Source organism: Carnobacterium sp. GW821-FHT04C06 (assembly GCF_059420345.1).
On record NZ_JBWKTN010000002.1, the window covers coordinates 72,050 to 98,143 of the forward strand.

Below are 26,094 nucleotides of genomic sequence, written 5' to 3' on the forward strand. Positions count from 1 at the left end.
GTTCTTTGTTAAAATAAATAGGAAATAGCAACACTAAGGAGAGAAAATGATGGAATTAAGTGAAATCAGGAATAATTTAGCTAAAGCAACAGATAAAATTGCAGGCTTTGGGAGGTCTCTTTGACTTAGAGACAATGGAACAAGATATTGCAGAACTTGATAACAGAATGACGGAACCTGGTTTTTGGGACGATGGAACTAAGGCGCAAGGAGTTATCAATGAAGCCAATAGTCTAAAAGAAAAATACAATCAGTTTAAAGAGTTATCTCAAACCAAAGAAGACTTAGAAATCTTGTTAGAAATGGTAAAAGAAGAACCAGATGAAGAATTAGAAAAAGAACTAGAAGAAAATTATCAAGAATTTCAAAAAGATCTAGACAAATATGAATTGGACATGCTTTTAAGTGCTCCCTATGATAAAAACAATGCGATTATTGAATTGCACCCTGGAGCAGGTGGCACAGAGTCACAGGATTGGGGAAGTATGCTTCTTAGAATGTATATGCGTTGGGCCGAAAAAAAAGGTTTCAAAGTAGAAACACTTGATTATCAAGATGGAGAAGAAGCCGGAATCAAAAGTGTAACTCTTTTAATTAAAGGCCACAATGCCTATGGTTATTTAAAAGCTGAAAAAGGAGTTCATCGTTTAGTTCGTATTTCACCATTTGATTCAGCTGGTAGACGTCACACCTCGTTTGTTTCAATTGATGTCATGCCAGAAATTGAAGATGCCGAAACTGTGGCCATTAACAATGATGACTTAAAAGTAGATACCTATCGAGCAAGTGGTGCGGGTGGTCAACATATTAATAAAACTGATTCCGCAGTTCGAATTACTCATATTCCAACAGGGATTGTTGTAGCTAGTCAAGCGCAACGTTCACAATTGAAAAATAGAGATCAAGCAATGGGAATGTTAAAAGCTAAGCTATATCAGCTAGAATTAGAAGAAAAAGAAAAAGAGCTAGCAGAAATTCGCGGTGAACAAAAAGAAATTGGTTGGGGTTCGCAAATTAGATCCTATGTATTCCATCCTTACTCAATGATTAAAGATCACCGAACAAACTATGAAACAGGAAATGTACAAGGAGTTATGGATGGAGATTTAGACCCATTTATAGATGCTTATTTAAAGAGCACAATGTTACTAAATGAATAAAAAAGAAAAAAGTTGCCTTATTTGGCAACTTTTTTCTTTTTTATTGTTACAATAGTAAAAAACGAAACCCAAAAAAGACGATTATGGTGATTTAAAGTGGGGAATAAACTGCAAAAAAACAAGAAAATGAATAATAAAAAGTCATATTTGATTTATCGAAGTGAAATCATCTCTAATAAGACAATTCATTACATTTTTAACTAACATTGAAATATATTTGTAAAGAAAATACAACAGACTTAAATGCATATAATGCTATAATGGATAAGCGTTGGGAAAAGTATAACTAATGAATCCTAATTTAGTAAGAAACACCTGATAATGATAGCAAAACTAGAAAAGTAAGGTGATTATATGATAGAAATGTTGAATGTCTATAAAAAATATCCAAATGGCATCACTGCTGCAAATGGTTTAACCGTTCGTATCGAACAAGGTGAATTTGTTTATGTAGTTGGTCCAAGTGGAGCGGGGAAATCAACCTTTATAAAAATGATGTATCGTGAAGAAAAAGCTTCAAAAGGCAGTATTAAAGTAGGAGACTTTGATCTTGTAACAATGAAAGATCGTGACGTACCATTCTTAAGACGTCATGTTGGCGTTGTTTTCCAAGATTTTAAATTATTACCAAGACTAACTGTTTATGAAAATATTGCATATGCAATGGAAGTTGTTGAAAAAAATCCTAAAATTATCAAAAAACGTGTACTAGAAGTTCTAGATCTAGTTGGATTAAAACATAAAGTTAGAATGTTTCCGACAGAGCTTTCTGGTGGAGAGCAGCAACGTATTGCGATTGCAAGAGCAATTGCAAATATGCCGCGAGTTCTGATTGCAGATGAACCAACTGGTAACCTTGATCCAGATACGTCATGGGAAATCATGAATATCTTAGAAGAAATCAACAATCAAGGAACAACGGTGGTAATGGCAACTCATAATAGCCAAATCGTAAACGTTGTAAAACACCGTGTCCTAGCGGTTGAAAATGGGCGAATTGTCCGAGATCAATTGGAAGGGGATTATGGTTATGAAGGTTAGAACGTTTAAGAGACACGCTATTGAGAGTTTGAAAAGTTTAAAAAGAAACGGATGGATGTCAATTGCAGCAGTTAGTGCTGTAACAGTAACCTTATTATTAGTAGGTTCATTTATCTCAATTCTTTTAAATGTCAATAAATTGGCAACAGATGTTGAAAATGATGTAAGTGTTCGTGTTTACATTGATTTAGCAGCTACTAAAGAACAAAAAGATACCTTGAAAACAGATCTAAAAAAATTATCTAATGTTGATAAAATCGAGTATTCTAGTCGTGAGCAGGAATTAGATAAAGTAGTCGGAAGTTATGGATCAGAATTTAATCTGTTCGGTGGGGATGACAATCCATTATTCGATGTTTATGTCGTAAGTACTGAATCACCAAGAGATACTGAAAAAGTAGCTAAAGCTGCTGAAAAATTAGACAACGTCGCTAAAGTGAATTACGGAGGCGCACAGGCTAAAAAATTATTCAACTTTGTTTCAGCCGTTCGAAATATTGGTGGAGTTATTATTATTGCATTATTATTAGTTGCAATGTTCTTAATTTCAAATACCATTCGAATTACAATTTTATCTCGTCGTACTGAGATTGAAATTATGAAATTAGTTGGTGCAACAAACGGATTTATCAGATGGCCATTCTTCCTAGAAGGAGCTTGGATTGGATTCTTCGGAGCAATCATTCCAATTGCAATCTTAAGTTTTGTTTATGTAGCAGCTTACGATTTTGTAACAAAAGTCTTACAAGGAACGTATTTTGCGCTATTAGCACCGCAGCCATTTTTATACCAAATTGGCGGATTACTATTAGCTCTCGGTGTTTTCATCGGAGCCTTCGGATCATTGCTTTCAATGAGAAGATTCTTAAAAGTATAAATTAATCAAAAAAATAAAAAATCATAAGGGTCAGATAGGAGAACAACTACGTGAATAAGAAAATAATAACTTTAGCAGTCATCGGAACAATTGGTTTAGGAACAATGGTAGCACCATTTAGTGCATCAGCATCAGTTGATGAGGCTATTAACAAGGCATCATCAAAAGTAACTGAAATTTCTGGCAAGCAAGCAGATGCAAAAAAAGAATTAGCTAGCGTAACAGATTCTATTACTGAAAATGAAGCTTCAGCAAAAGAGTTAGTTGCTGAGATGCAATCTACTCAAAATGAATTAAAAACATTAAAAGCTGATATTGATACATTAAATGAAAAAATTGCTGGACGCGAAGATAAATTAAAAGAGCAAGCACGTACAATTCAAGTAAATGGTGACACACAAAACTATCTTGATTTTGTATTATCTGCTGAATCTTTAAGTGATGTTGTTGGACGTGTGGATGTTGTTTCTCAAATGGTTTCAGCTAATCAAACATTAGTAAAAGACCAAAAAGCAGATAAAGAATCAGTTGCTTCTAAACAAAAAGAAACTGAAAAAAAAGCAAATGAGCAAACAATGTTAGCCGCTAAATTAGAAGCTTCTAAAGCTAGCTTAGAACAACAAAAGCTTTCAAAAGAAGCAGTTGTTGCATCTCTTGCTTCAGAACAAGCTTCTGCAGAAAGTGAAAAAGCTACTTTCTTAACTCAAAAATCAGATGCTGAAAAAGCTGCTAAGGCAATTCAAACAGCAAGTGAAGCGAAACCAGTTGCTGCAACATCAAATGTAAGCAACAACGAAACAACAACACCGGTATCTAACGGTTCGGCACCAGTTGCTAAACCAACTGCACCTGCTGCTGGCGGACGATGGGGAACAGTTAGTGCTGCTGCTTATGGCGTTGCAGGAACACCCTACTTATACGGTGGAACAACAACTGCTGGATTTGACTGCTCTGGTTTCACAATGTACGCATTTGCTGCTGCAGGTGTCAGCTTACCACGAGTTGCAAGTGCACAATATGCTGCAACAAGCCGTGTTTCTCAAGCAGAAGCACAACCTGGTGATTTAGTATTCTTTAACCAATCTGGATCAATCGATCATGTTGGGATTTATATTGGTAATGGTCAATTTATCGGTTCTCAAAGTTCTAGTGGTGTGGCTGTAGCTTCAATTTCACCTTATTACTGGGCTAAATACCTAGTTGGTTTCGGACGCGTAAACTAAAAATTTCTTATTATGTATTAAAATAAACCTATCCCTTATGGTTAATACCAATGAACGGCGTAAATATGCACCGTTCATTGGTATTTTTTTGTTTTAAAATAGTTTATTTCAAAATAAAAGATTATTTCGTGATTATCTGTTAAGTATTTGCTAAAATAGGAAGTAAGTGTTGGTAAAAAGGAAGGATGAGGTTTATGGGAGAGTGGATTAAAACGCTATTAATGATTGTGGGATCATTTTTTATACAGCCATTATTTATTGTAGGAGTTATCTGGTCAATTGGTATGAGTCTAAAAAGAATTCGAACAGAAAGAAAAATCTATCGAGTAGCTATCTTTAAAGAATGGTTTGAAGTGAAAGACTTTTTAGTAATGGGATTACTTCCGGGGGTAATTGCTTCTATTTTATTAACAGTCCTTGGAGTGCCTTTGACAATTGAATGGATTGTTTTTTATCAAATATCAACACTTATTCTTTTAGTGCTTTTTGGAACACGTTACATTCATCCAATCATCACATTTCCAGTAACAGCTTTACTCTTAAGTGTAACGAATTGGATACTGGAAACTAATTCATCAAGCAATCTGAATATAATGGGCTATTCTGTCGAGCAGCTGAATTTTTTCAATAACCATTTACTGGTAAATGGATTAGTAGTAATGTTCCTAGTGTTACTCGTAACTATTTTTAGTTTAAGCTTTTATAAAATGAAGCACTTATCTCCTGATTTTCTAAAAACAAGTCGTGGCAAATGGGTTGGAAGTTATTTTTTAAAACCTTTTTGGGTATTGCCATTATTAATAATCGTACCAGGTAATTTATTTACTGCAGTTTTTGATTGGTGGCCAGTCTTTGGGATTGGGAATCAGACCTATACCGTATTATTTTTACCAATTTTATTAGGCTTGCAGTTAAAAGTTCAAGCTCAAATTCCTCAACAGGCTTTAAAACTTGTTGTCAAAGATTTAATGATATTAATGGGTGTATTGGTTGTTTTAATCGGCATTAATATTGTCTGGTCAGCATTCACATGGATTAGCTATTTAATTATGTTTATAGGAGCTATCGCTGTATACTTACGTCATCGAAATAGAGAACATAATTGGTCCTTTTTATATGGAAGCAATGATGAAGGGTTAAAAGTTCTTGGAATTCGCCCAGCAACACCAGCGGCTAAAATGAAGTTGAGTGTTGGGGATACAATCGTGACTTGTAATGATGTACCAATTAAAACAGAAGATGATTTTTACCAAGCACTAAAAATAAATAGTGCATACTGTCATTTAAAGATTAAACAAATTGATGGTGAGTACCGATTAGAGCAAACAGCAATATATGAAGACTCACCACATGAAATTGGTGTAGTGACAATTCCGGAAAAATTAGTTTAATGAAAAGAAACAATTAAGTTGGAGGCTAATCCTATTATGAAAAGAGTTTTAATTGTTGATGATGAAGAGTCTATTTTAACCTTATTAGCATTTAATTTAGAAAAAGCAGGGTATGACGTTCAGACTGCAACAGATGGTTTAGAAGGTTATGAATTAGCACTAAAAAATAAATATGCTTTTATTATTTTAGATTTAATGTTGCCTTCCATGGATGGAATGGAAGTTTGTAAAAAGTTAAGACAAGAAAAAATAGAAACACCAATTATGATCTTAACAGCTAAAGATGATGAGTTAGAAAAAATTATTGGGTTAGAGCTAGGTGCTGATGATTATATGACAAAACCCTTTAGCCCACGAGAAGTTTTAGCACGTATGAAGGCCATTATGCGACGAGTGAATTCAAGAGGAAAAGCGGAAGATGAAAAGGAAAATTCGAAAGAAGAACTAGTTGAAGTTACAATTGGTGAAATTAAAATTTTTCCTGAATTATACGAAGTAATCGTACGAGACAATCCGATAGAAGTAACACCAAAAGAGTTTGAATTGCTTCTATATATGATGAAACGAGTCAATCGTATTTTAAGTCGCGAACAATTACTAGATGCAATTTGGAACTTTGATTATGCAGGAGAAACTCGAATTGTAGATGTTCATATCAGTCACTTAAGAGAAAAAATCGAGTTAGATACAAAAAATCCTGCTTATATTCGAACGGTTCGTGGTTTCGGTTATAAATTTGAGGTTCCTAAATGATGAAAAAATTACAATTTCGTATTTTAGCAATTTTTATTTTAATATTTAGTTTGCTAAGTTTATGTATTGGAATTTTCTCGAGTTCATTATTAAAAGAATATGCTCTTGAAACACAAAGCAGTCAGTTGGTTGAAAATGCTAAAACGATTCGCAGCTTAATTGACCAGAAAAATTTAGATAATCTTGATTTTGGAAAAATAAAAGAACAATTAAAGAATGTAGAAAAAAATGACAAAGAGCGAATTACATTGATAAATATTGACGGTACCGTAGAATATGAATCTGATAATTCTAAAAAAGTAATAGAGAATCACCTAGAAAGGCCTGAAATAAAAGAGGTCCTAAAGGGCAAATCAGAGGCTATTTCAGAACGTTCAAGTACAACCTCTAAAACAACCCTCTATTATGTTGCAGTACCATTGAAGAACGCATCAGGCCAATTAGTGAGTGTCTTACGTTTGTCCAAACCAATTGCTGAAATGACACAACTAAATAAACAAATTAAGTTGTCTTTATTAATTTTTGTTATTGGTGTCATGATTTTAGGAATTGTTTTAACTTTAGTTACAACTAAAAGAATTGTAAAGCCTATTGAAGAAGTGATGAGTGTTGCAACCGATTTATCTGAAAATCGCTATCATAATCGCTACAATGGAAAAGGATACGGTGAAATTGCCGAATTAGGATCCGTTATCAACCATTTAGCGAACAGTCTTGAAGATCAAATGTTTGAGATTGCGCAAAATGACGAGCGAATAAATAGTTTAATCAATCACTTAGTCATTGGAGTTATGCTGTTAGATGACGAGCGTAAAGTTCAATTAATGAATCCTGCAATGGAAGGGATTTTAGGTGAAAAATTAACTGATTTGTTAGGTAAATCCTATGTAGAAGCTACTAAAAGCTATGGTTTAAGTCAAATTATTGAACAAGGCTACAGGCAAAAAAAACCACAAAATAATGAAATTTATTTTTACTATCCAGAAGAACATATTGTAGATGCTAATATTGTGCCAATTACTGGTAAAATTAAAGGTGAATTGAATATGATTGTTTTATTATATGACATTACTGAGATTAGAAAACTGGAGAAAGTTAAAAGTGATTTTGTTACAAATGCTTCCCATGAATTAAGAACACCGGTTACTGCTTTAAAAGGATTTTCTGAAACTTTATTAGATGGTGCTATGGAAGATAAAACTGTATTAAAACAGTTTTTAGAGATTATGTACACAGAGAGCAGTCGCTTGGATCTTTTAGTTAACGATATTTTAGAGCTGTCAAAATTAGAACAAAAACAAGTCCCTTTAAAAATTGAGCGTATCAATATCCAAGAGGCGATTTTATCAAGCTTTAGATTAGTAAAAAAAGAAGCAGAACACAAAAAAATGACCTTAATTTTAACTGATACAGAAATTACCTATTTAAATGGTGATATTAGTCGTTTAAAACAGATTCTTACCAATTTAATTAGTAATGCCATTGCCTATACAGGAATAGGTGGAAAAATTGAAGTGACCGTTACTCAAACTCTAACTGAAGCGATTATTGAAGTTAAAGATAATGGAATGGGCATTCCAGAAGATGAATTGGATCGGATTTTTGAACGTTTTTACAGGGTTGATAAAGCTCGTAGTCGAAATTCAGGTGGAACAGGCTTAGGTTTATCTATTGTAAAATATTTAGTTGAAAATTTTAATGGCACTATTGAAGTAACTAGCAAACTTGGTTTAGGAACTATTTTTACTGTTCGATTGCCATTTCAAGATTGAGAAAAACCCATCAAAATAGTTATCTATTTTGATGGGTTTTTTCTTTATAAAATAACAATAGAATGAAAATATATTTTCAAATAAAATGGAACTAAAAAATTTAGACTTAAAAAAAAAGCCCTTTTCAGTTGATTTAAAGGAACTTCGATAGATTTTTAACAAGATAAATAAAATAATCAATTAAATAATATATTCATGGGGATGGATGGAATATTAAAATAGTATAAAATAACATTTTTTTTAAATAAAAAAGACTTTCTTTTTTAAGAGAGTCTTTTTAAAGGGGAGTTAAATAAATAAGTTACAATAATTGTATAAGTATTTATTTTTTTTTCGATGAATCTTTCTTGTTGTCAGTTTTACTTGAATGATCTGTTGTGTTTTTAGCGTAAAGGGGCGCCTTTTTCACAATCGATTCAATCAACCCATCAACAAAACTTTGATTTTTTTCCATGCTCATGATTCCTCCTTAAGAAAAAGATTAAAGCATCTATCAGTTGTGTAACTTAGAATAACATAAAAAAATTAAAAAAACAAAATAAAAAAGCCAATCATAAATCAATAGAAAAGCAAGATAATAATCACTTTTTATTAATAAAAATGACAAATAAGAAATCACCTTACAAATTGCCTTTACATAAAATTTACAAAAGGAGAGAATAGATTTTACAATGTTAAGGTATGATAGAGATGAATTGTCTGATTATGATAAAAAGGAGGTTTTATTTAGATGAAATTAAAAAAAACTGCCCTTCTAGTATTTCTTTCTTCCCTATTTTTAGTAGCAGCATGTGGAGGAAAAGGTGTTGACCGCGGCGAATCAATTACTGTAGTTGGTTCTTCAGCTTTACAGCCCCTCGTGGAGGCAGCAGGTGAAGAATTTGCAACTGCTCATTTAGGTAAATTTATCAATGTTCAAGGTGGCGGAAGTGGAACAGGCTTAAGTCAGGTTGCAAGTGGTGCGGTAAATATTGGAAACTCAGATGTGTTTGCTGAAGAAAAAGAAGGCATTGACGCGGCTGCACTGGTAGATCATAGAGTAGCGGTTGTTGGGATTACACCAATCGTGAATAAAGGCGTAGGAGTAAAAGAATTAACTAAAAAAGAATTACAAGATATTTTTACTGGAAAAATCAAGAATTGGAAAGAAGTAGGCGGAAAAGATTTAAAAATAGTTATTTTAAATCGTGCAACAGGAAGTGGAACACGCTCTACTTTTGAAAAATGGGCCTTAGACGGGAAAGAAAGTATCCAAGCCCAAGAGCAAGATTCAACAGGAATGGTTCGCCAAATTGTTGGAGATACACCAGGGGCTATCAGTTATGTGGCATTTTCATACGTCAATGATACGGTTAAGGCTCTATCAATTGATGGCGTGGAACCAACAGATAAAAATGTAACAACGAATAAATGGACGATTTGGTCTTACGAGCATATGTATACAAAAGGAGAGCCAACAGGATTAACAAAAGATTTTATTGAATTCATTTTATCACCTGATATTCAAAAAACAGTTGTAAAAAAATTAGGGTATCTACCTTCTGCTGATATGAAAGTAACAAGAACAGTTGATGGAGCCGTTAGTCCAATTGAGTAGCCGTTTCCTTACAAAGCGAAACGAAACTTTACAAAGAGATACACAAAGCTTACACAAAAAGAAATCAAAATTAATATTCAAACCTTAAGATAAAGTTGTGGACGAGAGAAAAATAAAAGACGTCTAACATTGCTTTGGAAAAGGATGGATAATGATGAAAGTTAATAACTTAGCAAAAGTTGTTTTCACGGTAGGTTTAGGTTTAACATTAGTAGCTTGTGGAGGAAATAAAACAGATTCATCAGCAAGCTCACAATCAAGCGAAAAAAGTAGTGCACCAACAGAAACAATTACTGCAGTGGGTTCAACGGCTTTACAACCGCTAGTAGAAGCTGCTGCAGAAGAATATTCAACAGCCAACCCAGGGAACACGATTACCGTTCAAGGTGGCGGAAGTGGAACTGGATTAAGCCAAGTATCAAACGGCTCCGTTACAATTGGAAACTCAGATGTATTTGCTGAAGAAAAAGAAGGCGTAGATGCTAAGGCTCTTGTTGATCATAAGGTTGCCGTTGTAGGCATGGGACCTGTTGTGAATAAGAATGTAGGCGTTAAATCAATCTCTAAACAACAACTGATTGATATCTTTACTGGAAAAATTACCAACTGGAACGAAGTGGGGGGTAAAGATCAAAGTATCGTTGTTTTAAATCGTGCAAGCGGAAGTGGAACACGAGCGTCTTTTGAAAAATGGGCATTAGATGGACAAAAAGCAATCCAAGCCCAAGAGCAAGATTCATCGGGTGCTGTTCGTAAAATTGTTTCTGAAACACCAGGAGCAATCAGTTACTTGGCATTCTCTTATTTTGACGACAGTCTTTTAGCGTTATCCGTTGATAATGTAGAACCAACTGAAAAAAATGTAGCAGACAACTCTTGGACAATTTGGTCTTACGAGCATATGTATACAAAAGGCAAACCATCTAAAGATGTTCAAGCATTCTTAGACTACATGCTAACAGATGAAGTTCAAAAAGGCGTTGTTAAAAAATTAGGTTACCTTCCTATCAGTTCAATGAAAGTTGAACGCAGTCATGATGGAGTAATCAAATAGACTAAGAAATTTAGTTTAATGAGAAAAGGCGGCTGAGGGTTTTAGCAGTCGCCTTTTCCATTGACTAAAAAAGTTTAAAGTCGTAATTTAAAGAGATTTCCAGTATTATTTACTTAAGTGAGAGCCTTAAGGTCAATTAAAAAGGCTGTTTGATAGCAAGACCGTTACGTTGTGAGACATTCAATAAAGGAGGGTTTCTTTTGGAAGAAATTCATGAACGACTGTTAAAAAAATCAAAGAAGTCAAAATTAGAAACAATTGGTAAAAGTATTAGCTTTATCTGTATTGCCTTTATCGTGTTAGTTGTTGCATCGATTTTATATTTTGTAGCAAGTAAGGGAATTGCTACGTTTACTACTAATAAAGTATCACTTTGGGCGTTTCTAACGGGAACCGTTTGGAATCCAAGTGCTAAGGGAGCAGACGGTCAACCACTTGTTGGCGCGTTACCAATGATTACAGGTTCCTTTGTTGTAACATTGCTATCAGCAATTGTGGCAACCCCATTTGCTTTAGGAGCAGCTATTTTTATGACAGAGATTTCTCCAAAGACAGGCAAAAAGGTTTTACAGCCTGTGATTGAATTGTTGGTGGGGATTCCTTCTGTTGTTTATGGTTTTATTGGCTTAACAGTGATCGTTCCATTTGTACGAAATACATTTGGTGGGAGTGGGTTTGGTATTTTAGCAGGAACCTTTGTCTTATTCGTTATGATTTTACCAACGGTAACAAGTATGACTGTGGATGCACTAAATTCAGTTCCAACTCATTATCGAGAAGCATCATTGGCACTAGGTGCTACAAGATGGCAAACGATTTATAAAGTTGTTTTGCGTGCTGCGGTACCCGGTATTTTAACTTCAGTTGTTTTCGGGATGGCCCGCGCTTTTGGTGAAGCCTTAGCCATTCAAATGGTTGTAGGGAATGCAGCCTTAATGCCAAAAGATTTAGTATCACCGGCATCAACTTTAACGAGTATTTTAACAATGGGAATGGGAAATACGGTCATGGGATCATTAGAAAACAATGTCCTATGGTCATTAGCACTTATTTTGTTAGTGATGTCATTGATTTTCAATATTGCCATCCGTATGATTGGTAAAAAAGGAGCTGTTAAATAGATGAATGCCAAAAGAGCAGATAAACTTGCAGTTAGCATTTTATATATTATTTCTGGAATAATTGTATTGATTTTATTCAGTTTATTAGCGTTTATTTTATGGCGCGGAATTCCTCATCTTTCATGGGACTTTTTAACAAAACCAGCAAAAACATTTGAAAAAGGTGGCGGAATAGGGATTCAATTATTCAATTCCTTCTATCTTTTGATTTTAACAATGATGATCAGTATTCCTATCTCATTAGGAGCAGGAATTTATCTCTCAGAATACGCGAAGAAAAATTGGATTACTGATTTTGTTAGAACAGCAATTGAAGTATTAAGTTCACTGCCTTCAATTGTAGTCGGACTTTTTGGTTTTTTAATTTTTGTTGTACAAATGGGGTTTGGTTTTTCAATTTTATCAGGTGCCCTAGCGTTAACATTATTTAATCTTCCACTATTAACTAGAACTGTAGAAGACTCTTTACGTGCGATTCCTTCTACTCAAAGAGAAGCTGGTCTAGCACTTGGTTTATCTCGCTGGGAGACAGTCACGCGCATTATTACGCCTGCAGCGTTGCCTGGTATTTTAACTGGGATGATTTTAGCAGCCGGACGTGTTTTTGGTGAAGCAGCGGCGTTAATTTATACAGCGGGTCAAAGTGCACCAGCATTGGATTTTACAAATTGGAATCCACTATATATTGCAAGTCCATTAAATCCATTGCGTCCAGCAGAAACGTTAGCTGTTCATATTTGGAAAGTAAATAGTGAAGGGATTATGCCTGACGCGGCAGCTGTTTCAGCTGGAGCATCAGCTGTTTTGATTATCGCGGTACTACTATTCAATTTCCTTGCTCGTTTCTTAGGTAAATGGATTCATAAAAAAGCAACATCCGCTTAATAGTTAACTAGAAAAGCTACGATTAAGGAGTGAATAACTTGTTAGAACAACAAAATCAGCTTGAAACCAATATTTTTAAAATGGATCGTGGTCAAGATGTCGCTTTAAAAACCAATGATCTTCATGTATGGTATGGTCAAAATGAAGCCATTAAAGGTGTTTCTTTAGAATTTGAAAAAAATAAAATTGCTTCATTAATTGGTCCAAGTGGCTGTGGGAAATCAACTTACTTACGTGCGTTGAACCGTATGAATGATGAAATTTCGGGTACTAAAGTAACGGGTGAGATCATGTATCAAGGAATTGACGTTAATGCCGATAATATTGATGTGTATGAAATGCGTAAAAATATCGGCATGGTTTTTCAACGTCCCAACCCATTTAGTAAATCAATTTATGAAAATATTACATTTGCATTAAAACGTCATGGCCTGAAAGATAAGCATGAATTAGATGAAATAGTTGAAACCAGTTTAAAACAAGCCGCTTTATGGGACCAAGTTAAAGATAATTTGCATAAAAGTGCGTTAGCGTTATCAGGTGGCCAACAACAACGTTTGTGTATTGCTAGAGCCATTGCAATGAAACCTGATATACTGTTACTAGATGAGCCCGCAAGTGCACTAGATCCAATTTCAACAAGCAAGGTAGAAGATACGTTACTTTCTTTAAAAGAACATTACACAATTGTAATTGTGACGCATAATATGCAACAAGCTGCTCGTATCAGTGACTATACAGCCTTTTTCTATATGGGAAATGTGATTGAATACGATGAAACTAGAAAAGTCTTTACAAGACCTAAGATTCAGTCGACAGAAGACTATGTATCAGGACACTTTGGATAGGAGGAATCAAAGGTGAGTGAAAAAAATTATGTAATTGAGTCACGAAATGTTCATTTATACTATGGAAAAAATGAAGCCCTAAAAGGCATTTCATTAGATTTTGAACCTAAGGGAATTACCGCTTTGATTGGTCCAAGTGGTTGTGGGAAATCAACGTATCTAAGAACTTTGAATCGAATGAATGATTTGATTCCAAACGTTACAATCAATGGAACGGTGCTGTTAAAAGGCGAAGATATTTACGGTCCTAAGATGGATACGGTTAAGTTAAGAAAGCAAGTTGGAATGGTTTTTCAACAGCCAAATCCTTTTCCATTCTCAATTTATGACAATGTTGCCTATGGGTTAAAGATTGCAGGCATGAAGGACAAAGCGAAGATGGATGCTATTGTAGAAGAGAGTTTAAAAAAAGCGGCAGTTTGGGAAGATGTTAAGGATAAGCTGAATAAAAGTGCGCTCTCATTATCTGGTGGACAGCAACAGCGTGTGTGTATTGCAAGAGTATTGGCAGTAGAACCAGAAGTCATTCTATTAGATGAACCAACAAGTGCTTTAGATCCCGTTTCAAGTGGGAAAATCGAAAATATGTTGCTAGAATTGAAAGAATATTATACCATGATAATGGTAACCCACAATATGCAACAAGCGTCACGTATTTCAGATAAGACAGCATTCTTTTTACAAGGAGATTTAATTGAATTTGGAGATACAAGACAAATCTTTACAAATCCACACGAAAAAGAAACCGATGACTATATTTCTGGACGCTTTGGTTAATTAAAAATAATGAGGAGGAATTATCCGTGAGACGAGTTTTTGAAGAGGAATTAAATGACTTACACTTGCGTTTTTCTGAGATGGGCATGATGGTAAATGAAGCCATCTATAAATCGGTTAAAGCTTTTATCAATCACGATAAAGAGTTAGCAAAAGAGGTTATTGCTAATGACCATTTCATTAATGAACGTGAATTAGATTTAGAAAAAAGAAGTTTTGAAATGATAGCTTTACAACAACCGGTTACAACAGATTTGAGAATTATTGTAACGGTAATGAAGGCAAGCTCAGATTTAGAGAGAATGGCGGATCATGCAGTAAGTATTGCGAAATCAACTATTCGAGTAAAAGGAAACAAACGCATCCCTGAAATTGAAGCAGAAATTGCAGATATGGCAGATAAAGTAAAAGTGATGGTGGAGGAAGTTTTAGAAGCTTACGTAAAAAATGATTCTAAGAAAGCCAAAAAAATCGCAAAAATGGATGGAGAAGTTGATTTATACTTCAAGCAAATCTATAAAAGCTGTATTGAAGAAATGAAGGCCAACTCAGAAATCGTTGTGGGAGCTTCAGATTATATGTTAGTTGCAGGTTACTTAGAACGTATTGGTGATTACGTTACCAATATTTGTGAGTGGATTGTTTACCTTTCTACTGGAAAAGTATCTGAATTAAATACAACAAATAAAAAATAAAATGAATGGCAAAAGTTAGCAAGTTTAACTTTTGTCATTTTTTTGTTTTGACTTGAAATAAAAATAAACATATGATAATATAGACATATGAACAACCAAACATTTGAAAAGAGGGAAATAAATGACTTTTGAAAATAAAAAATTAACGAATCAAACGATTCAACGAGTAAGTCAAATTTTCAAAGTATTGAGTGATCCTACTCGAATTTCAATTTTATACTTATTAGAAAAGCAAGAACTTAATGTAGGAGCGATTGCCCAATGTTTAGGAATGGAACAATCAGCTGTTTCACATCAACTTAGAACTCTGAGAACAGCTAATTTGGTCAAATCAAGACGTGAAGGCAAAACAATTTACTACAGTCAAGATGATGAGCACGTATTAGACCTACTAACTCAAGCAGTAAAACATACCAAACATATTCAATAGAAAGGGTGAGGAAGATGAAAAGATATCCAGTCAAAGGATTAGATTGTGCAGATTGCACATTGAGGTTAGAAACCCAGATCAATCGTTTAGAAAATGGGACAGATGCGAAATTAAACTACACAACAAGTACTTTAGTGGCTTCAGAAAACTTAGACTTAAAAGCTGTTGAAAAAATACTAGCAACTGAAAATGCTCGATTAGTAGCACCGGTTAAAAACAATCAAGAAGAAGGAAATCATGGAGATCACGAGCATAATCACGAAGATGGCAACACGAAGATGGTTATCACAAAAGTCATTATTTCAGTTATTCTCCTACTAATTGGAATTTTTGTAGAAGATAATGGGCAAACCTATTTTTCACTAGCTTTGTATTTTGTAGCAACCGTTCTAAGTGGATGGCCAACTTTCAAACAAGGAGCAAAAAACCTCACACGTTTTACCTTTAACATTGATACTTTAATGACCATTGCATTAATTGGTGCGTTTGCTATTGGTGAGTATCGAGAAGGAACCTTGGTTGCAATCCTTTTCGGTGTAAACGAATGGCTTGAAGGATTGGGAATGATGCAAGCTCGAAAATCAATGGAGAGCCTTTTAAATGTTCAACCTAAATTCGCAATGCGAGTAAAAAATGGAATTGAAGAAAAAGTTTCTATCGATCAATTAGCAATTGGAGATGTGGTAAAAGTCATTGCTGGTGAACAAATTCCTTCTGATGGGATTGTCCTTAAAGGGACGAGTTCTGTCAATGAAAGTGCCATTACAGGAGAGTCTGTCCCTGTTGAAAAACAAATCGATGCAACGGTTTTCGGCGGAAGCATTAACAATGATGGAACGTTATTTATTACGTTAACAAAAGCGTATCAAGACTCAGCATTAGCCAAAATTTTAAATTTAGTTTATGAAGCACAGGAAACAAAAACACAAACTGAGCTATTCATTAATAAATTTGCTAAATATTACACACCATTGATTATGCTCCTAGCAGTGCTTGTAATGATTGTTCCACCTTTATTCTTAGGAGCTGAGTGGATGCCATGGTTATATGAAGGCTTGGCAGTTTTAATTATCGGTTGTCCATGTGCACTAGTCCTTTCTTCTCCAATTGCTTTAGTAGCAGGTATTACAAAATCAGCTCGCATTGGTATTTTGATTAAAGGAGGCAATCATTTAGAAACACTTGGTCGCTTAGAAACAATTGCATTTGATAAAACAGGAACTTTAACAGAAGGAAAACTGGCTGTGAGTGATGTCAAAGTATATCGCCCTGAATTTTATCAAATTAGTCGTTTAATGGAACAAGAATCGATGCATCCAATTGCTAAAGCAATTGTTGGATATACTCTGGAAAATCAAATACAACCAGAAGCTGGTTTGTTACAAGTGGAAGACTTGGTAACAGTTGCAGGTAGTGGTTTAACTGGTAAAATTAATGAGAAGCATTATTTCCTGGGAAATGAACGTCAAATACCGGAAGAAATTTTGACTAGTGAAATTAAAAAAGACATTGAATCATTTAAAGAAAATGGTCGTACTTTAGTGATTACAGCCAGTGAAACAGAAGTTTTAGGTATCTTTGGTTTAACCGACAAAATCAGAAATGAAAGTAAAGAAATCATTTTAGAGTTGCATCAATTAGGAATGAAAAAAGTTGTAATGCTCACAGGCGATCACGAAAAAATTGCAGAAAGTGTTGCAAATGAACTAGGAATCGATGAAGTTCATAGTTCATTATTACCAGAACAAAAGCTTGAATTAATTGATGAACTATCAACAAAAGGGATTACAGCAATGGTTGGAGATGGTGTGAATGATTCACCAGCCTTAGTAAAAAGCGATTTAGGAATTGCGATGGGTAAAGGAACAGATAGCGCAATTGAAGTAGCTGATGTTGTTTTGATGCAAGATCATTTAGGGCGCTTGCCAGATGCGATTCGAATTGCAAAATTAGTGAAAAAAATTATTCGAATCAACATTTCGATTGCCTTAGGGTTAAAAGTAATTGCTTTGCTATTAACCATTCCAGGCTGGTTGACACTATGGTTTGCGATTTTAGCTGATATGGGTGCAACAATATTGGTTACGTTAATTAGTTTGACTATTTTATTACCGATGAGAAAACTAGGCAAAAAATAAACAAATTCGATCACTCACTTATTTTAGTGAGTGGTCCTTTTGGTATTTTGTCGATAGACTTGCTATGATAAATAAGTGAAACTATACAGAATCAGTAAAATATGATAGGATAATAAAAATTTACCAAAAAGAAAGGATGATGTGAGAATGGGAATGCATCAATACATTAAAAGTTTAAGCGATTTAGAAAATATAATTCGGTGTCCAGGGAAGTTTAAATACGAAGATCATTCAGTTGCGTCACATTCATTTAAAGTAACCCAAATTGCTCAATTTTTAGGTACTGTAGAAGAGCAAGCAGGGCAAGAAATCAATTGGCGCTCGCTATATGAAAAAGCCTTGAATCATGATTATACCGAGTTGTTTATCGGAGATATTAAGACTCCAGTCAAATATGCAACGCCTGCGTTAAGAGAAATGCTAGCTGACGTAGAAGATTCAATGATGGAGAATTTTGTGAAAAAGGAAATTCCTGAAGAGTTTCAAACTGTCTATTTAGAACGCTTAAAAGAAGGAAAAGACTCCTCATTAGAAGGGCAAATTTTATCTGTTGCAGATAAAGTGGATTTATTATATGAATCATTTGGCGAGATTCAGAAAGGAAATCCAGAAAGTGTATTTACAGAGATTTATGAAGAGTCATTGAAAACAATTTTGGAATTTGACCATTTAGCCAGTGTAAACTATTTCTTAGAAGAAGTACTCCCAGATTTGTTGAGTGGCAATTTTACGAATCAAGAGCAGCTCCAAAAAATATCAAAAAGAATTTTAAATAAAACAAAATTATGAACAAACGTTCCCTAAATGAATTGTTTTGTGATATGATAGAAGTAACTAAAATAGGAAGTCTAATGCTTCCTATTTTTTATGAACAAATTTTTCCAAAAAAACTTAAATAAAAAACAAAGGAAGTAAACAAATGGCAAATGATAAAATTACCGTTCATGGCGCACGTTCTCATAATTTAAAAAACATTGATGTTACGATTCCTCGTGATAAGTTAGTCGTTTTAACTGGACTTTCAGGGTCTGGAAAAAGCTCACTGGCATTTGATACTTTGTATGCAGAAGGACAAAGACGCTATGTTGAAAGCTTATCTGCATATGCACGACAATTTTTAGGCCAAATGGATAAACCAGATGTAGATAGCATTGATGGATTGAGCCCGGCTATTTCAATCGATCAAAAAACCACTAGTCGAAATCCGCGTTCGACTGTTGGAACAGTCACTGAAATCAACGATTATCTTCGTTTACTTTATGCTCGAGTAGGGCATCCGATTTGTCCAAATGATGGAACCGAGATTACTAGTCAAACCGTTGAACAGATGGTTGATCGTGTGTTAGAGCTACCTGAAAAAACAAAGATTCAAATATTAGCTCCTGTTGTTGTAGGAAAAAAAGGACAACATAAAAAAGTATTCGATATGATTAAACGAGAAGGTTATGTTCGTCTTCGTGTCGATAAAGAAATGTATGATATCTCTGATGAAATCGAGCTTGAAAAAACCAAAAAACATGATATTGATATTGTCATTGACCGTATTGTTGTTAAAGAAGGCATTCGTTCACGTTTATTTGATTCATTTGAAGCAGCATTGCGTTTGGCAGAAGGCTACGCCGTTGCAGACGTGATAGGCAAAGAAGAAATTTTATTTAGTGAACACTACGCATGTCCTTATTGTGGCTTTACAGTTGGAGAATTAGAGCCTCGTTTATTCTCTTTTAACGCACCATTTGGAGCTTGCCCAGAATGTGATGGCTTAGGAATGAAATTAGAAGTTGATTTGGATTTGGTTATTCCTGATAAAAAGAAAACACTTAGAGAAGGCGCAATTGCTCCTTGGAATCCAATTAGTTCTAATTACTATCCTCAAATGCTAGAACAGGCCTGTCTTCATTTTAAAATTGATTTAGACACACCTTTTGAAAAATTGCCAGAATCAGCAAAAGAGTTGATTCTGAATGGTTCAGATGGTAAGTTATTTCACTTCCATTATGAAAATGATTTTGGTGGGATTCGTGACGTGGATGTTCCTTTTGAAGGCGTTGTTCGCAATATCTCTCGAAGACATGATGAAACCAATAGTGATTTTACAAGGGAGCAAATGCGTACCTATATGACGGAGTTGCCTTGTCAAACTTGTAACGGTTATCGTTTAAATCGCCAAGCGTTGTCTGTTAAAGTTAATGGAACGGATATCGGACAAGTTTGTGAATACGCAATTGGAGATGCTGTTGAATTCTTTGACCATTTGACATTGTCCAATCAAGAAGAAATGATTGCAAAACCCATCTTGAAAGAAGTTCATTCACGATTAAGATTTCTGGAAAATGTCGGATTAGACTATTTAACGTTAAGTAGAACCGCGGGCACATTATCTGGTGGAGAAGCTCAAAGGATCCGGTTGGCTACACAAATTGGCTCAAATTTGTCAGGTGTTCTTTATATTCTTGATGAACCCTCTATTGGTCTACACCAACGGGACAACGATCGCTTGATTGGTTCCTTGAAAAAAATGCGAGATTTAGGGAATACACTAATTGTTGTAGAACATGATGAAGATACAATGCGTGAGGCAGATTATCTAATTGATATTGGACCTGGTGCAGGAGAACGTGGTGGTGAGATTATGGCTGCCGGGACACCAGCAGAAGTCGAAAAAAATCCCAATTCTTTAACAGGCGAGTATTTATCTGGTAAGAAATTTATTCCAATTCCAGAAAAAAGACGGAAAGAAAATAAAGGGAAAATTCGAGTTACTGGCGCTACGGAAAATAACTTGAAAAACTTAACCGTTGATTTTCCAATTGGACGTTTTGTTGCAGTTACTGGTGTTTCAGGATCAGGAAAAAGTACACTAGTAAATAGTATTTTGAAGAAGGCTTTGTCAAAAGAGCTGACACGAACAAAAGCGAAACCAGGTAAGTTCAAAAAAATAACAGGCTATGAAGAGCTAGAAAAAGTAATTGATATCGATCAAAGTCCAATCGGGCGTACGCCAAGAAGTAATCCAGCGACTTATACAAGTGTATTTGATGATATTCGTGATTTATTTGCACAAACGAATGAAGCTAAAATTCGTGGCTATAAAAAAGGACGTTTTAGTTTCAATGTAAAAGGTGGCCGCTGTGAGGCTTGTCGTGGAGATGGGATTTTAAAAATTGAGATGCATTTTTTACCAGATGTTTACGTTCCTTGTGAGGTTTGTCATGGAACAAGATATAATTCTGAAACATTAGAAGTTCATTATAAAGGTAAGAATATCTCTGAAATTTTAAACATGACAGTTGAAGAAGCCGTAAAATTCTTTGAGCATATTCCAAAAATCCATCGCAAATTAGCAACGATTGTGGATGTTGGATTAGGCTACGTAACACTGGGTCAACCTGCAACAACTCTTTCTGGTGGGGAAGCGCAACGAATGAAATTAGCTAGTGAATTGCATAAAAAATCAAATGGTAAAAGTTTTTATATTTTAGATGAACCAACAACAGGATTGCATACAGATGATATCGCGCGTCTTTTAGTCGTCTTGAACCGCTTAGTTGAATCAGGTAATACGGTGCTTGTAATCGAACATAACTTAGATGTTATTAAAACAGCAGATTACTTGATTGATTTGGGCCCAGAAGGTGGTGCTGGTGGTGGAACATTAGTTGCTAAGGGAACTCCTGAAGAGGTCATTAAAGTAAAAGAAAGCTATACTGGAAAGTATTTAGCAGCAATTTTAGAACGAGACAAAGCTCGTATGAAAAATTAATCAAGAGACTTCTTTAAAGCCTTTGTAGCTTTAAAGAAGTTTTTTTGTTGTATTAAGAGTATTCGCAAATGAACAGTTCTTTCATTTATAAACTGAATTTTTTATTTTTTAAAGGTAAAATGGTAAACTAATTAGTGTAGAAAAGGTTAAATAATAGAAGTTCAGACTATGTGTTGAATGATAAATCGTTCTTAAGTCCTATGACAATTTACCAAAAGAAAGGCATAATATGAGTATAGCAAGACAAATGAATCTTGCATCAGTATTTCAATCGTCCGCAAATGATAAATAGATAGGAAAGAATGAAGGAGGAAATCAACATGAAAGAAAGAGAAAGAATTTTAGAATTAGTGAAACAAGGAATCATCTCAACAGAAGAAGCATTAGTCTTATTGGAAAGTGCAGCTAAAAAAGAAGGCAAAGAAGCGGTGAAAAAAGATCAGTCAAATGTTCAAAAACCAATTCCACCAACTGAACCAGAAGCAAAAATGGAAAATCCTGAACCAGTGTTATCTGATGCAGCTGAATCAGTAGAAGAAGGGCGTGCACGTTTAGAAAAAGAACAAAAGGAAGATCACGAACGATTAGAAGCAATTCTCGAAGAGTTGGCAAATGAAGCCTCTGGATATTCAGTAGAGCTAGATCAAACGAATCAAACAATTAAAGAATTGACCGATCAAATTAAATTGAAAAAAGAAGAAATGATGGTCATAGAAACAAAAGAAGAATTAGAAACATTGACTGAAGCAGATCAAGCAAGAATGACTATCCTCGAAGATGAAATTACAGCATTAGAAGAAGAAGCAACATCACTAGAAGAAGAAAAAACGATTCTTGAAGATAAACTTAAAAATATTAAAAGAAAACAGTGGGGAACACATAAAAAAACAATTACTGACAAATTTGAATTGCCAGATGATTGGAAAGAATCCGCTACTGAAACAATGAATCAAGTAGGTGAAAAAGTAACTGAAGCTAGTACACAATTTGGTAAATTTATGAAAGACACCTTTAATACCGTGATGGAAAATATTGACTGGAAAGACGTGAATATTCGCGTACCAGGAATTGCAGCTACGAAGTTTGATCATGAATTTAACTATCCAGAAAGTGCAGCTTCTATCATTGATGTTAAAGTAGCAAATGGCGATGTAGTCTTTAAAAACTGGGATAGTCAAGACATCAAAGTTGAAGCATCTATTAAAATTTATGGGAAAATGGATGTTGAAAATCCCTTTGAAGCATTCTTAGAAAGAAGCACAATTGAAGTCAATGATGAGAGTTTGCTCTTCCATGTACCAAATAAACGCATTCGTTGTGATTTAGTTTTCTATCTACCAGAAAGAACCTACGATCATACAGCGTTGAAATTATTAAATGGGAATGTAAAGTTTGAAGAATTTGAAGGTAAAGACATCTATGTTAAATGTACAAATGGTAATATTACATTTGATCGTTTGACAGCTACGATGCTTGAAACAGAAGGTGTTAATGGCAATGTTTCTGTAGTTGATAGTAGTGTTCGTGATTTACTAGTACACAGTATCAATGGTGAAATAGTTACGCGCGGAGATGTAAAAAGTGGCAATTTATCAACAGTTAACGGAGCTATCAAAGTAACGTTATCAGGAGAGGAACTAAAACGTCTTGAAGCCAGTTCTGTAAATGGAACAGTTAAAGTTGCTTTGCCAAGAGCAATCAGCATTGAAGGCAATGCGAAGAGCAATTTAGGTTCAATTCAAAATCGTTTAGAAAACGTTGAAGTAATCAAAGAGAAAAAAGATCGCACAAATCAATTGCTAGAATTTAGACGTGTGGCAAATGAAGATACGTTGGTTGTAAAATTATCAACAACTACTGGTAGTATTTTAATTAAAGATACGGACCAGTAAAAGAATTGGGGATTCTCTTCCCCAATTTTTAACTTAAAATTTAAAGAGGGTGGCATAAATGAAAAAATTAACAAAATCAAGACAAGATAGAGTTTTAAGTGGTGTATTAGGTGGGATTGCAGAGTATTTTGGAATTGATGCAACAATTTTAAGAATAATTTTTGTTGTAGCTGCATTCTTTGGCTTTGGTTCCCCAGTGATTTTGTACATCATCTTAGCAATCTGTATTCCTGAACCAAAACGAGATACAACAGATTCTAATTATGGAAATCGGTACTATTCAACGAATTATGAAGACTATAATGGCAAAAAAAAAGCTAAACAAGATAAACGTAAAGAAGCAGAGAAAGTTGAAGATGATGACTGGAGTGATTTCTAATGAAATTTTGGCAGGGTGTTTTGATTAATGCTTTGTTATTCTTAGCATTATCAGGTTTTTTCAGAGCAACATTTTATGTTGAAAGTATTTGGATAGCGTTAGCAGCAAGTTTAGTTTTGGCTGTTTTAAATATGTCGATTAAACCAGTTTTAAGCATTCTATCCTTGCCAATTACTTTTTTAACATTAGGATTCTTTAGTATTGTTATCAATGCATTCATGTTGAAATTAACAGCAGCTATTGTTGGTAGCGGATTTCATTTTGCTACATTTGGCACAGCGATGTGGGTGGCAATTTTATTGTCCCTTGCAAATCTATTTATTTCAAATCGCGTTTCAACAGAATAGAATTACGACTAAAAAGCATCGATTGAATTCGATGCTTTTTTATTGATAATAAAAAATATTTAAAGGTTCATTAAATCAGTATTGATAAACCTTTAAAGAAATTCAATATAATGTTAAAATGGAAGATAGACAGAAACAAGCTTATTTGCGAAGAGGAGAAAAAACTATGACTAGTAGTGTAACGGTAAGAGAATTAGTGGATACACTTCGTTTAGATGTACATAACGGAGAAGAACATTTGGATCGTTTGATTACGACCAGTGATGTTTCACGACCAGGTTTAGAATTAACAGGCTATTTTAATTATTATCCACAAGAACGAGTTCAGTTGTTTGGTAAAACTGAAACGTCTTTTTCTGAACGAATGACTAGTGAAGAACGTTTAATTGTGATGAGAAGAATGTGTCAACCGAATACTCCTGCATTTATTTTGTCAAGAGACTTAGTTCCACCAAAGGAATTGGTTCAAGCGACTACAGAAGCTGGAATTCCTTTGATTATGTCACGATTAACAACAACTCGATTATCCAGTAATGTAACAAATTTCTTAGAAGGTAAGTTAGCTGAACGGATTTCTATGCACGGGGTCTTGATTGATGTTTATGGACTAGGAGTCTTAATTACAGGTGATAGTGGTGTTGGGAAAAGTGAAACGGCATTGGAACTAATTCAACGTGGACATCGTCTTGTAGCAGATGATCGAGTTGAAATTCATCAACAAGATGAACAAACTGTTGTCGGGGAATCACCAGATATTTTACGTCACTTAATTGAAATTCGAGGTATTGGCATTATTGATGTGATGAACTTATTTGGTGCAGGTGCTGTTAGAAGTAGTAAAACGATTCAAGTGATCGTGAATTTAGAAACGTGGACTAAAGAAAAGAAATTTGATCGTCTTGGTGGCGGAGAAGAAATCACACGTATTTTTGACGTAGATGTGCCTAAAATATCGATTCCAGTTAAAACGGGTCGCAATTTAGCGATTATTATTGAAGTAGCAGCAATGAATTTTAGAGCGAAGAGTATGGGCTATGATGCTACGAAAACCTTTGAAAAAAATCTAGAAATTTTGATTGAGAAAAACTCTCAGGACAATTAAGAATGGAGATTAGAGCATGAATCTATTATTAGGTGCAATTAATCCAATTGCCTTTTCACTAGGCGGGTTAGAAGTTCATTGGTATGGTGTTATTATTGCATCGGCTGTCTTATTGGCTATTTTTATGAGCACTCATGAGTCGGAAAAATTAGGGATTAAAGGCGACGACTTGATTGATATGATGTTGTGGGCATTGCCAATTTCGATTATAGGGGCTAGAATCTATTATGTTGCGTTTGAATGGCGTTACTATGTTGCGCATCCTTCAGAAATTATTGCGATTTGGAATGGTGGAATTGCCATTTATGGAGGCTTGATTGCTGGAGGTTTGACGGTTTACTGGTTTACTAAAAAAAGAGGCTTGCCATTTTGGCTAGTATTAGATATTGCAGCACCTAGTGTTTTAATCGCACAAGCAATTGGACGTTGGGGAAACTTCATTAATCAAGAAGCACATGGGGAAGAAACATCAAGAGCTTTTTTAGAAAATCTACATTTACCTATTTTTATTATTAATAATATGAAAATTGACGGAATCTATTATCAACCGACCTTTTTTTATGAATCCTTATGGAATGTGATTGGATTTGTGCTACTATTGATTCTTAGAAGAAGATTCCATTTATTAAAACGTGGAGAAGTAGCTTTGAGCTATGTTCTATGGTATTCATTTGGTCGATTCTTTATCGAAGGTTTGAGAACAGATAGTTTGATGTTGCTGCAAACGATTCGTGTTTCACAGTTATTGTCTGTTGTTTTATTTATAGGTGCTATTGTTATATGGTACTATCGGAGAAAAAAATACCCAGAAAATCCTTATTATTTAGATGGTGTTATTTCGAATTAATA

Annotated in this window: 24 protein-coding genes; 23 read left to right on the plus strand and 1 reads right to left on the minus strand. The window is 34.6% G+C overall.

The window, feature by feature from the left end; genetic code table 11:
- The first annotated feature begins 49 nt into the window (after window positions 1-49).
- The 7 genes from prfB to pnpS all read left to right on the plus strand — a co-directional run bounded on the left by prfB (window position 50) and on the right by pnpS (window position 8,217).
- Window positions 50-1,160, plus strand: a protein-coding gene (gene prfB, locus AC07SW_RS03625) for a peptide chain release factor 2 (RefSeq protein WP_115588660.1) whose coding sequence is annotated in 2 segments (ribosomal slippage) — window positions 50-121 and window positions 123-1,160 — 1,110 coding nt in all. Because the reading frame shifts where the segments join, the coding sequence is not laid out codon by codon here.
- A 354-nt stretch (window positions 1,161-1,514) separates the two neighbouring features.
- Complete coding sequence (ftsE, locus tag AC07SW_RS03630) at window positions 1,515-2,201, plus strand: cell division ATP-binding protein FtsE (protein WP_034571436.1); 687 nt, start codon at window positions 1,515-1,517, stop codon at window positions 2,199-2,201.
- A complete protein-coding gene (gene ftsX, locus AC07SW_RS03635) occupies window positions 2,191-3,078 on the plus strand; it encodes a permease-like cell division protein FtsX (protein ID WP_119907623.1) in 888 nt (295 codons plus the stop codon). Before ftsE ends, ftsX begins: the two co-directional genes overlap by 11 nt.
- Window positions 3,079-3,128: 50 nt before the next feature.
- Window positions 3,129-4,301, plus strand: coding sequence for a C40 family peptidase (locus AC07SW_RS03640; RefSeq protein WP_494632251.1), 1,173 nt, complete (start codon window positions 3,129-3,131; stop codon window positions 4,299-4,301).
- A 194-nt stretch (window positions 4,302-4,495) separates the two neighbouring features.
- Window positions 4,496-5,692, plus strand: coding sequence for a hypothetical protein (locus tag AC07SW_RS03645; protein WP_311908275.1), 1,197 nt, complete (start codon window positions 4,496-4,498; stop codon window positions 5,690-5,692).
- Between the two features lie 36 nt (window positions 5,693-5,728).
- Entirely contained in the window at window positions 5,729-6,445 is a 717-nt protein-coding gene (locus AC07SW_RS03650) for a response regulator transcription factor (RefSeq protein ID WP_311780499.1), read from the plus strand.
- Complete coding sequence (pnpS, locus tag AC07SW_RS03655) at window positions 6,442-8,217, plus strand: two-component system histidine kinase PnpS (protein ID WP_490264046.1); 1,776 nt, start codon at window positions 6,442-6,444, stop codon at window positions 8,215-8,217. The genes AC07SW_RS03650 and pnpS overlap by 4 nt, the downstream gene beginning before the upstream one ends.
- A gap of 322 nt (window positions 8,218-8,539) precedes the next feature.
- On the opposite strand, the gene AC07SW_RS03660 is transcribed toward pnpS, so the two are convergent.
- Complete coding sequence (locus AC07SW_RS03660) at window positions 8,540-8,671, minus strand: hypothetical protein (RefSeq protein ID WP_255309860.1); 132 nt, start codon at window positions 8,669-8,671, stop codon at window positions 8,540-8,542.
- 276 nt (window positions 8,672-8,947) lie between these two features.
- Here AC07SW_RS03660 and AC07SW_RS03665 point away from each other — a divergent pair, with 276 nt between their 5' ends.
- The 16 genes from AC07SW_RS03665 to lgt all read left to right on the plus strand — a co-directional run bounded on the left by AC07SW_RS03665 (window position 8,948) and on the right by lgt (window position 26,092).
- On the plus strand, window positions 8,948-9,814 hold the full coding sequence (locus AC07SW_RS03665; protein ID WP_119907626.1) for a phosphate ABC transporter substrate-binding protein PstS family protein: 867 nt from the start codon (window positions 8,948-8,950) through the stop codon (window positions 9,812-9,814).
- 154 nt (window positions 9,815-9,968) lie between these two features.
- Window positions 9,969-10,868, plus strand: coding sequence for a phosphate ABC transporter substrate-binding protein PstS family protein (locus AC07SW_RS03670; RefSeq protein ID WP_494632252.1), 900 nt, complete (start codon window positions 9,969-9,971; stop codon window positions 10,866-10,868).
- Between the two features lie 200 nt (window positions 10,869-11,068).
- Complete coding sequence (gene pstC / locus AC07SW_RS03675; protein WP_034571423.1) at window positions 11,069-11,989, plus strand: phosphate ABC transporter permease subunit PstC; 921 nt, start codon at window positions 11,069-11,071, stop codon at window positions 11,987-11,989.
- A complete protein-coding gene (gene pstA, locus AC07SW_RS03680; RefSeq protein ID WP_311780500.1) occupies window positions 11,990-12,874 on the plus strand; it encodes a phosphate ABC transporter permease PstA in 885 nt (294 codons plus the stop codon).
- An 80-nt stretch (window positions 12,875-12,954) separates the two neighbouring features.
- Entirely contained in the window at window positions 12,955-13,722 is a 768-nt protein-coding gene (pstB, locus tag AC07SW_RS03685; protein ID WP_135022658.1) for a phosphate ABC transporter ATP-binding protein PstB, read from the plus strand.
- A gap of 12 nt (window positions 13,723-13,734) precedes the next feature.
- Window positions 13,735-14,499 (plus strand): phosphate ABC transporter ATP-binding protein PstB, encoded by a 765-nt coding sequence (gene pstB, locus AC07SW_RS03690; protein WP_034571417.1) that lies wholly within the window; start codon window positions 13,735-13,737, stop codon window positions 14,497-14,499.
- 26 nt (window positions 14,500-14,525) lie between these two features.
- Entirely contained in the window at window positions 14,526-15,194 is a 669-nt protein-coding gene (gene phoU, locus AC07SW_RS03695) for a phosphate signaling complex protein PhoU (protein ID WP_034571415.1), read from the plus strand.
- A 121-nt stretch (window positions 15,195-15,315) separates the two neighbouring features.
- Window positions 15,316-15,624 (plus strand): ArsR/SmtB family transcription factor, encoded by a 309-nt coding sequence (locus AC07SW_RS03700; protein ID WP_311908274.1) that lies wholly within the window; start codon window positions 15,316-15,318, stop codon window positions 15,622-15,624.
- A gap of 14 nt (window positions 15,625-15,638) precedes the next feature.
- Window positions 15,639-17,762 carry a heavy metal translocating P-type ATPase gene (locus AC07SW_RS03705; RefSeq protein ID WP_494632254.1) on the plus strand — a complete coding sequence of 708 codons (2,124 nt, stop codon included), beginning with the start codon at window positions 15,639-15,641 and terminating at the stop codon, window positions 17,760-17,762.
- A gap of 147 nt (window positions 17,763-17,909) precedes the next feature.
- Window positions 17,910-18,551: an HD domain-containing protein gene (locus tag AC07SW_RS03710; RefSeq protein WP_034571406.1), complete on the plus strand. Its 642-nt coding sequence runs from the start codon at window positions 17,910-17,912 to the stop codon at window positions 18,549-18,551.
- A gap of 130 nt (window positions 18,552-18,681) precedes the next feature.
- Entirely contained in the window at window positions 18,682-21,525 is a 2,844-nt protein-coding gene (gene uvrA, locus AC07SW_RS03715) for an excinuclease ABC subunit UvrA (RefSeq protein ID WP_485401414.1), read from the plus strand.
- A gap of 320 nt (window positions 21,526-21,845) precedes the next feature.
- Window positions 21,846-23,417 (plus strand): daptomycin-sensing surface protein LiaX, encoded by a 1,572-nt coding sequence (liaX, locus tag AC07SW_RS03720; protein WP_494632255.1) that lies wholly within the window; start codon window positions 21,846-21,848, stop codon window positions 23,415-23,417.
- 58 nt (window positions 23,418-23,475) lie between these two features.
- Window positions 23,476-23,796 carry a PspC domain-containing protein gene (locus AC07SW_RS03725; RefSeq protein WP_034571397.1) on the plus strand — a complete coding sequence of 107 codons (321 nt, stop codon included), beginning with the start codon at window positions 23,476-23,478 and terminating at the stop codon, window positions 23,794-23,796.
- Entirely contained in the window at window positions 23,796-24,143 is a 348-nt protein-coding gene (locus AC07SW_RS03730; RefSeq protein WP_034571394.1) for a phage holin family protein, read from the plus strand. The genes AC07SW_RS03725 and AC07SW_RS03730 overlap by 1 nt, the downstream gene beginning before the upstream one ends.
- A gap of 166 nt (window positions 24,144-24,309) precedes the next feature.
- Entirely contained in the window at window positions 24,310-25,245 is a 936-nt protein-coding gene (hprK, locus tag AC07SW_RS03735) for an HPr(Ser) kinase/phosphatase (protein WP_034571391.1), read from the plus strand.
- A 16-nt stretch (window positions 25,246-25,261) separates the two neighbouring features.
- Entirely contained in the window at window positions 25,262-26,092 is an 831-nt protein-coding gene (gene lgt / locus AC07SW_RS03740) for a prolipoprotein diacylglyceryl transferase (RefSeq protein ID WP_119907632.1), read from the plus strand.
- The last annotated feature ends 2 nt before the right edge of the window (window positions 26,093-26,094 follow it).

Coding starts and splice junctions, on each gene's coding strand:
- AC07SW_RS03705 (WP_494632254.1), top strand. CDS start 15,639: ATGAAAAGATATCCAGTCAAAGGATTAGATTGTGCAGATTGCACATTG.
- AC07SW_RS03665 (WP_119907626.1), top strand. CDS start 8,948: ATGAAATTAAAAAAAACTGCCCTTCTAGTATTTCTTTCTTCCCTATTT.
- hprK (WP_034571391.1), top strand. CDS start 24,310: ATGACTAGTAGTGTAACGGTAAGAGAATTAGTGGATACACTTCGTTTA.
- AC07SW_RS03670 (WP_494632252.1), top strand. CDS start 9,969: ATGAAAGTTAATAACTTAGCAAAAGTTGTTTTCACGGTAGGTTTAGGT.
- AC07SW_RS03730 (WP_034571394.1), top strand. CDS start 23,796: ATGAAATTTTGGCAGGGTGTTTTGATTAATGCTTTGTTATTCTTAGCA.
- AC07SW_RS03725 (WP_034571397.1), top strand. CDS start 23,476: ATGAAAAAATTAACAAAATCAAGACAAGATAGAGTTTTAAGTGGTGTA.
- pnpS (WP_490264046.1), top strand. CDS start 6,442: ATGATGAAAAAATTACAATTTCGTATTTTAGCAATTTTTATTTTAATA.
- lgt (WP_119907632.1), top strand. CDS start 25,262: ATGAATCTATTATTAGGTGCAATTAATCCAATTGCCTTTTCACTAGGC.
- ftsX (WP_119907623.1), top strand. CDS start 2,191: ATGAAGGTTAGAACGTTTAAGAGACACGCTATTGAGAGTTTGAAAAGT.
- AC07SW_RS03700 (WP_311908274.1), top strand. CDS start 15,316: ATGACTTTTGAAAATAAAAAATTAACGAATCAAACGATTCAACGAGTA.
- pstA (WP_311780500.1), top strand. CDS start 11,990: ATGAATGCCAAAAGAGCAGATAAACTTGCAGTTAGCATTTTATATATT.
- pstB (WP_135022658.1), top strand. CDS start 12,955: ATGGATCGTGGTCAAGATGTCGCTTTAAAAACCAATGATCTTCATGTA.
- uvrA (WP_485401414.1), top strand. CDS start 18,682: ATGGCAAATGATAAAATTACCGTTCATGGCGCACGTTCTCATAATTTA.
- liaX (WP_494632255.1), top strand. CDS start 21,846: ATGAAAGAAAGAGAAAGAATTTTAGAATTAGTGAAACAAGGAATCATC.
- AC07SW_RS03645 (WP_311908275.1), top strand. CDS start 4,496: ATGGGAGAGTGGATTAAAACGCTATTAATGATTGTGGGATCATTTTTT.
- AC07SW_RS03660 (WP_255309860.1), bottom strand. CDS start 8,671: ATGGAAAAAAATCAAAGTTTTGTTGATGGGTTGATTGAATCGATTGTG.
- AC07SW_RS03710 (WP_034571406.1), top strand. CDS start 17,910: ATGGGAATGCATCAATACATTAAAAGTTTAAGCGATTTAGAAAATATA.
- ftsE (WP_034571436.1), top strand. CDS start 1,515: ATGATAGAAATGTTGAATGTCTATAAAAAATATCCAAATGGCATCACT.
- AC07SW_RS03650 (WP_311780499.1), top strand. CDS start 5,729: ATGAAAAGAGTTTTAATTGTTGATGATGAAGAGTCTATTTTAACCTTA.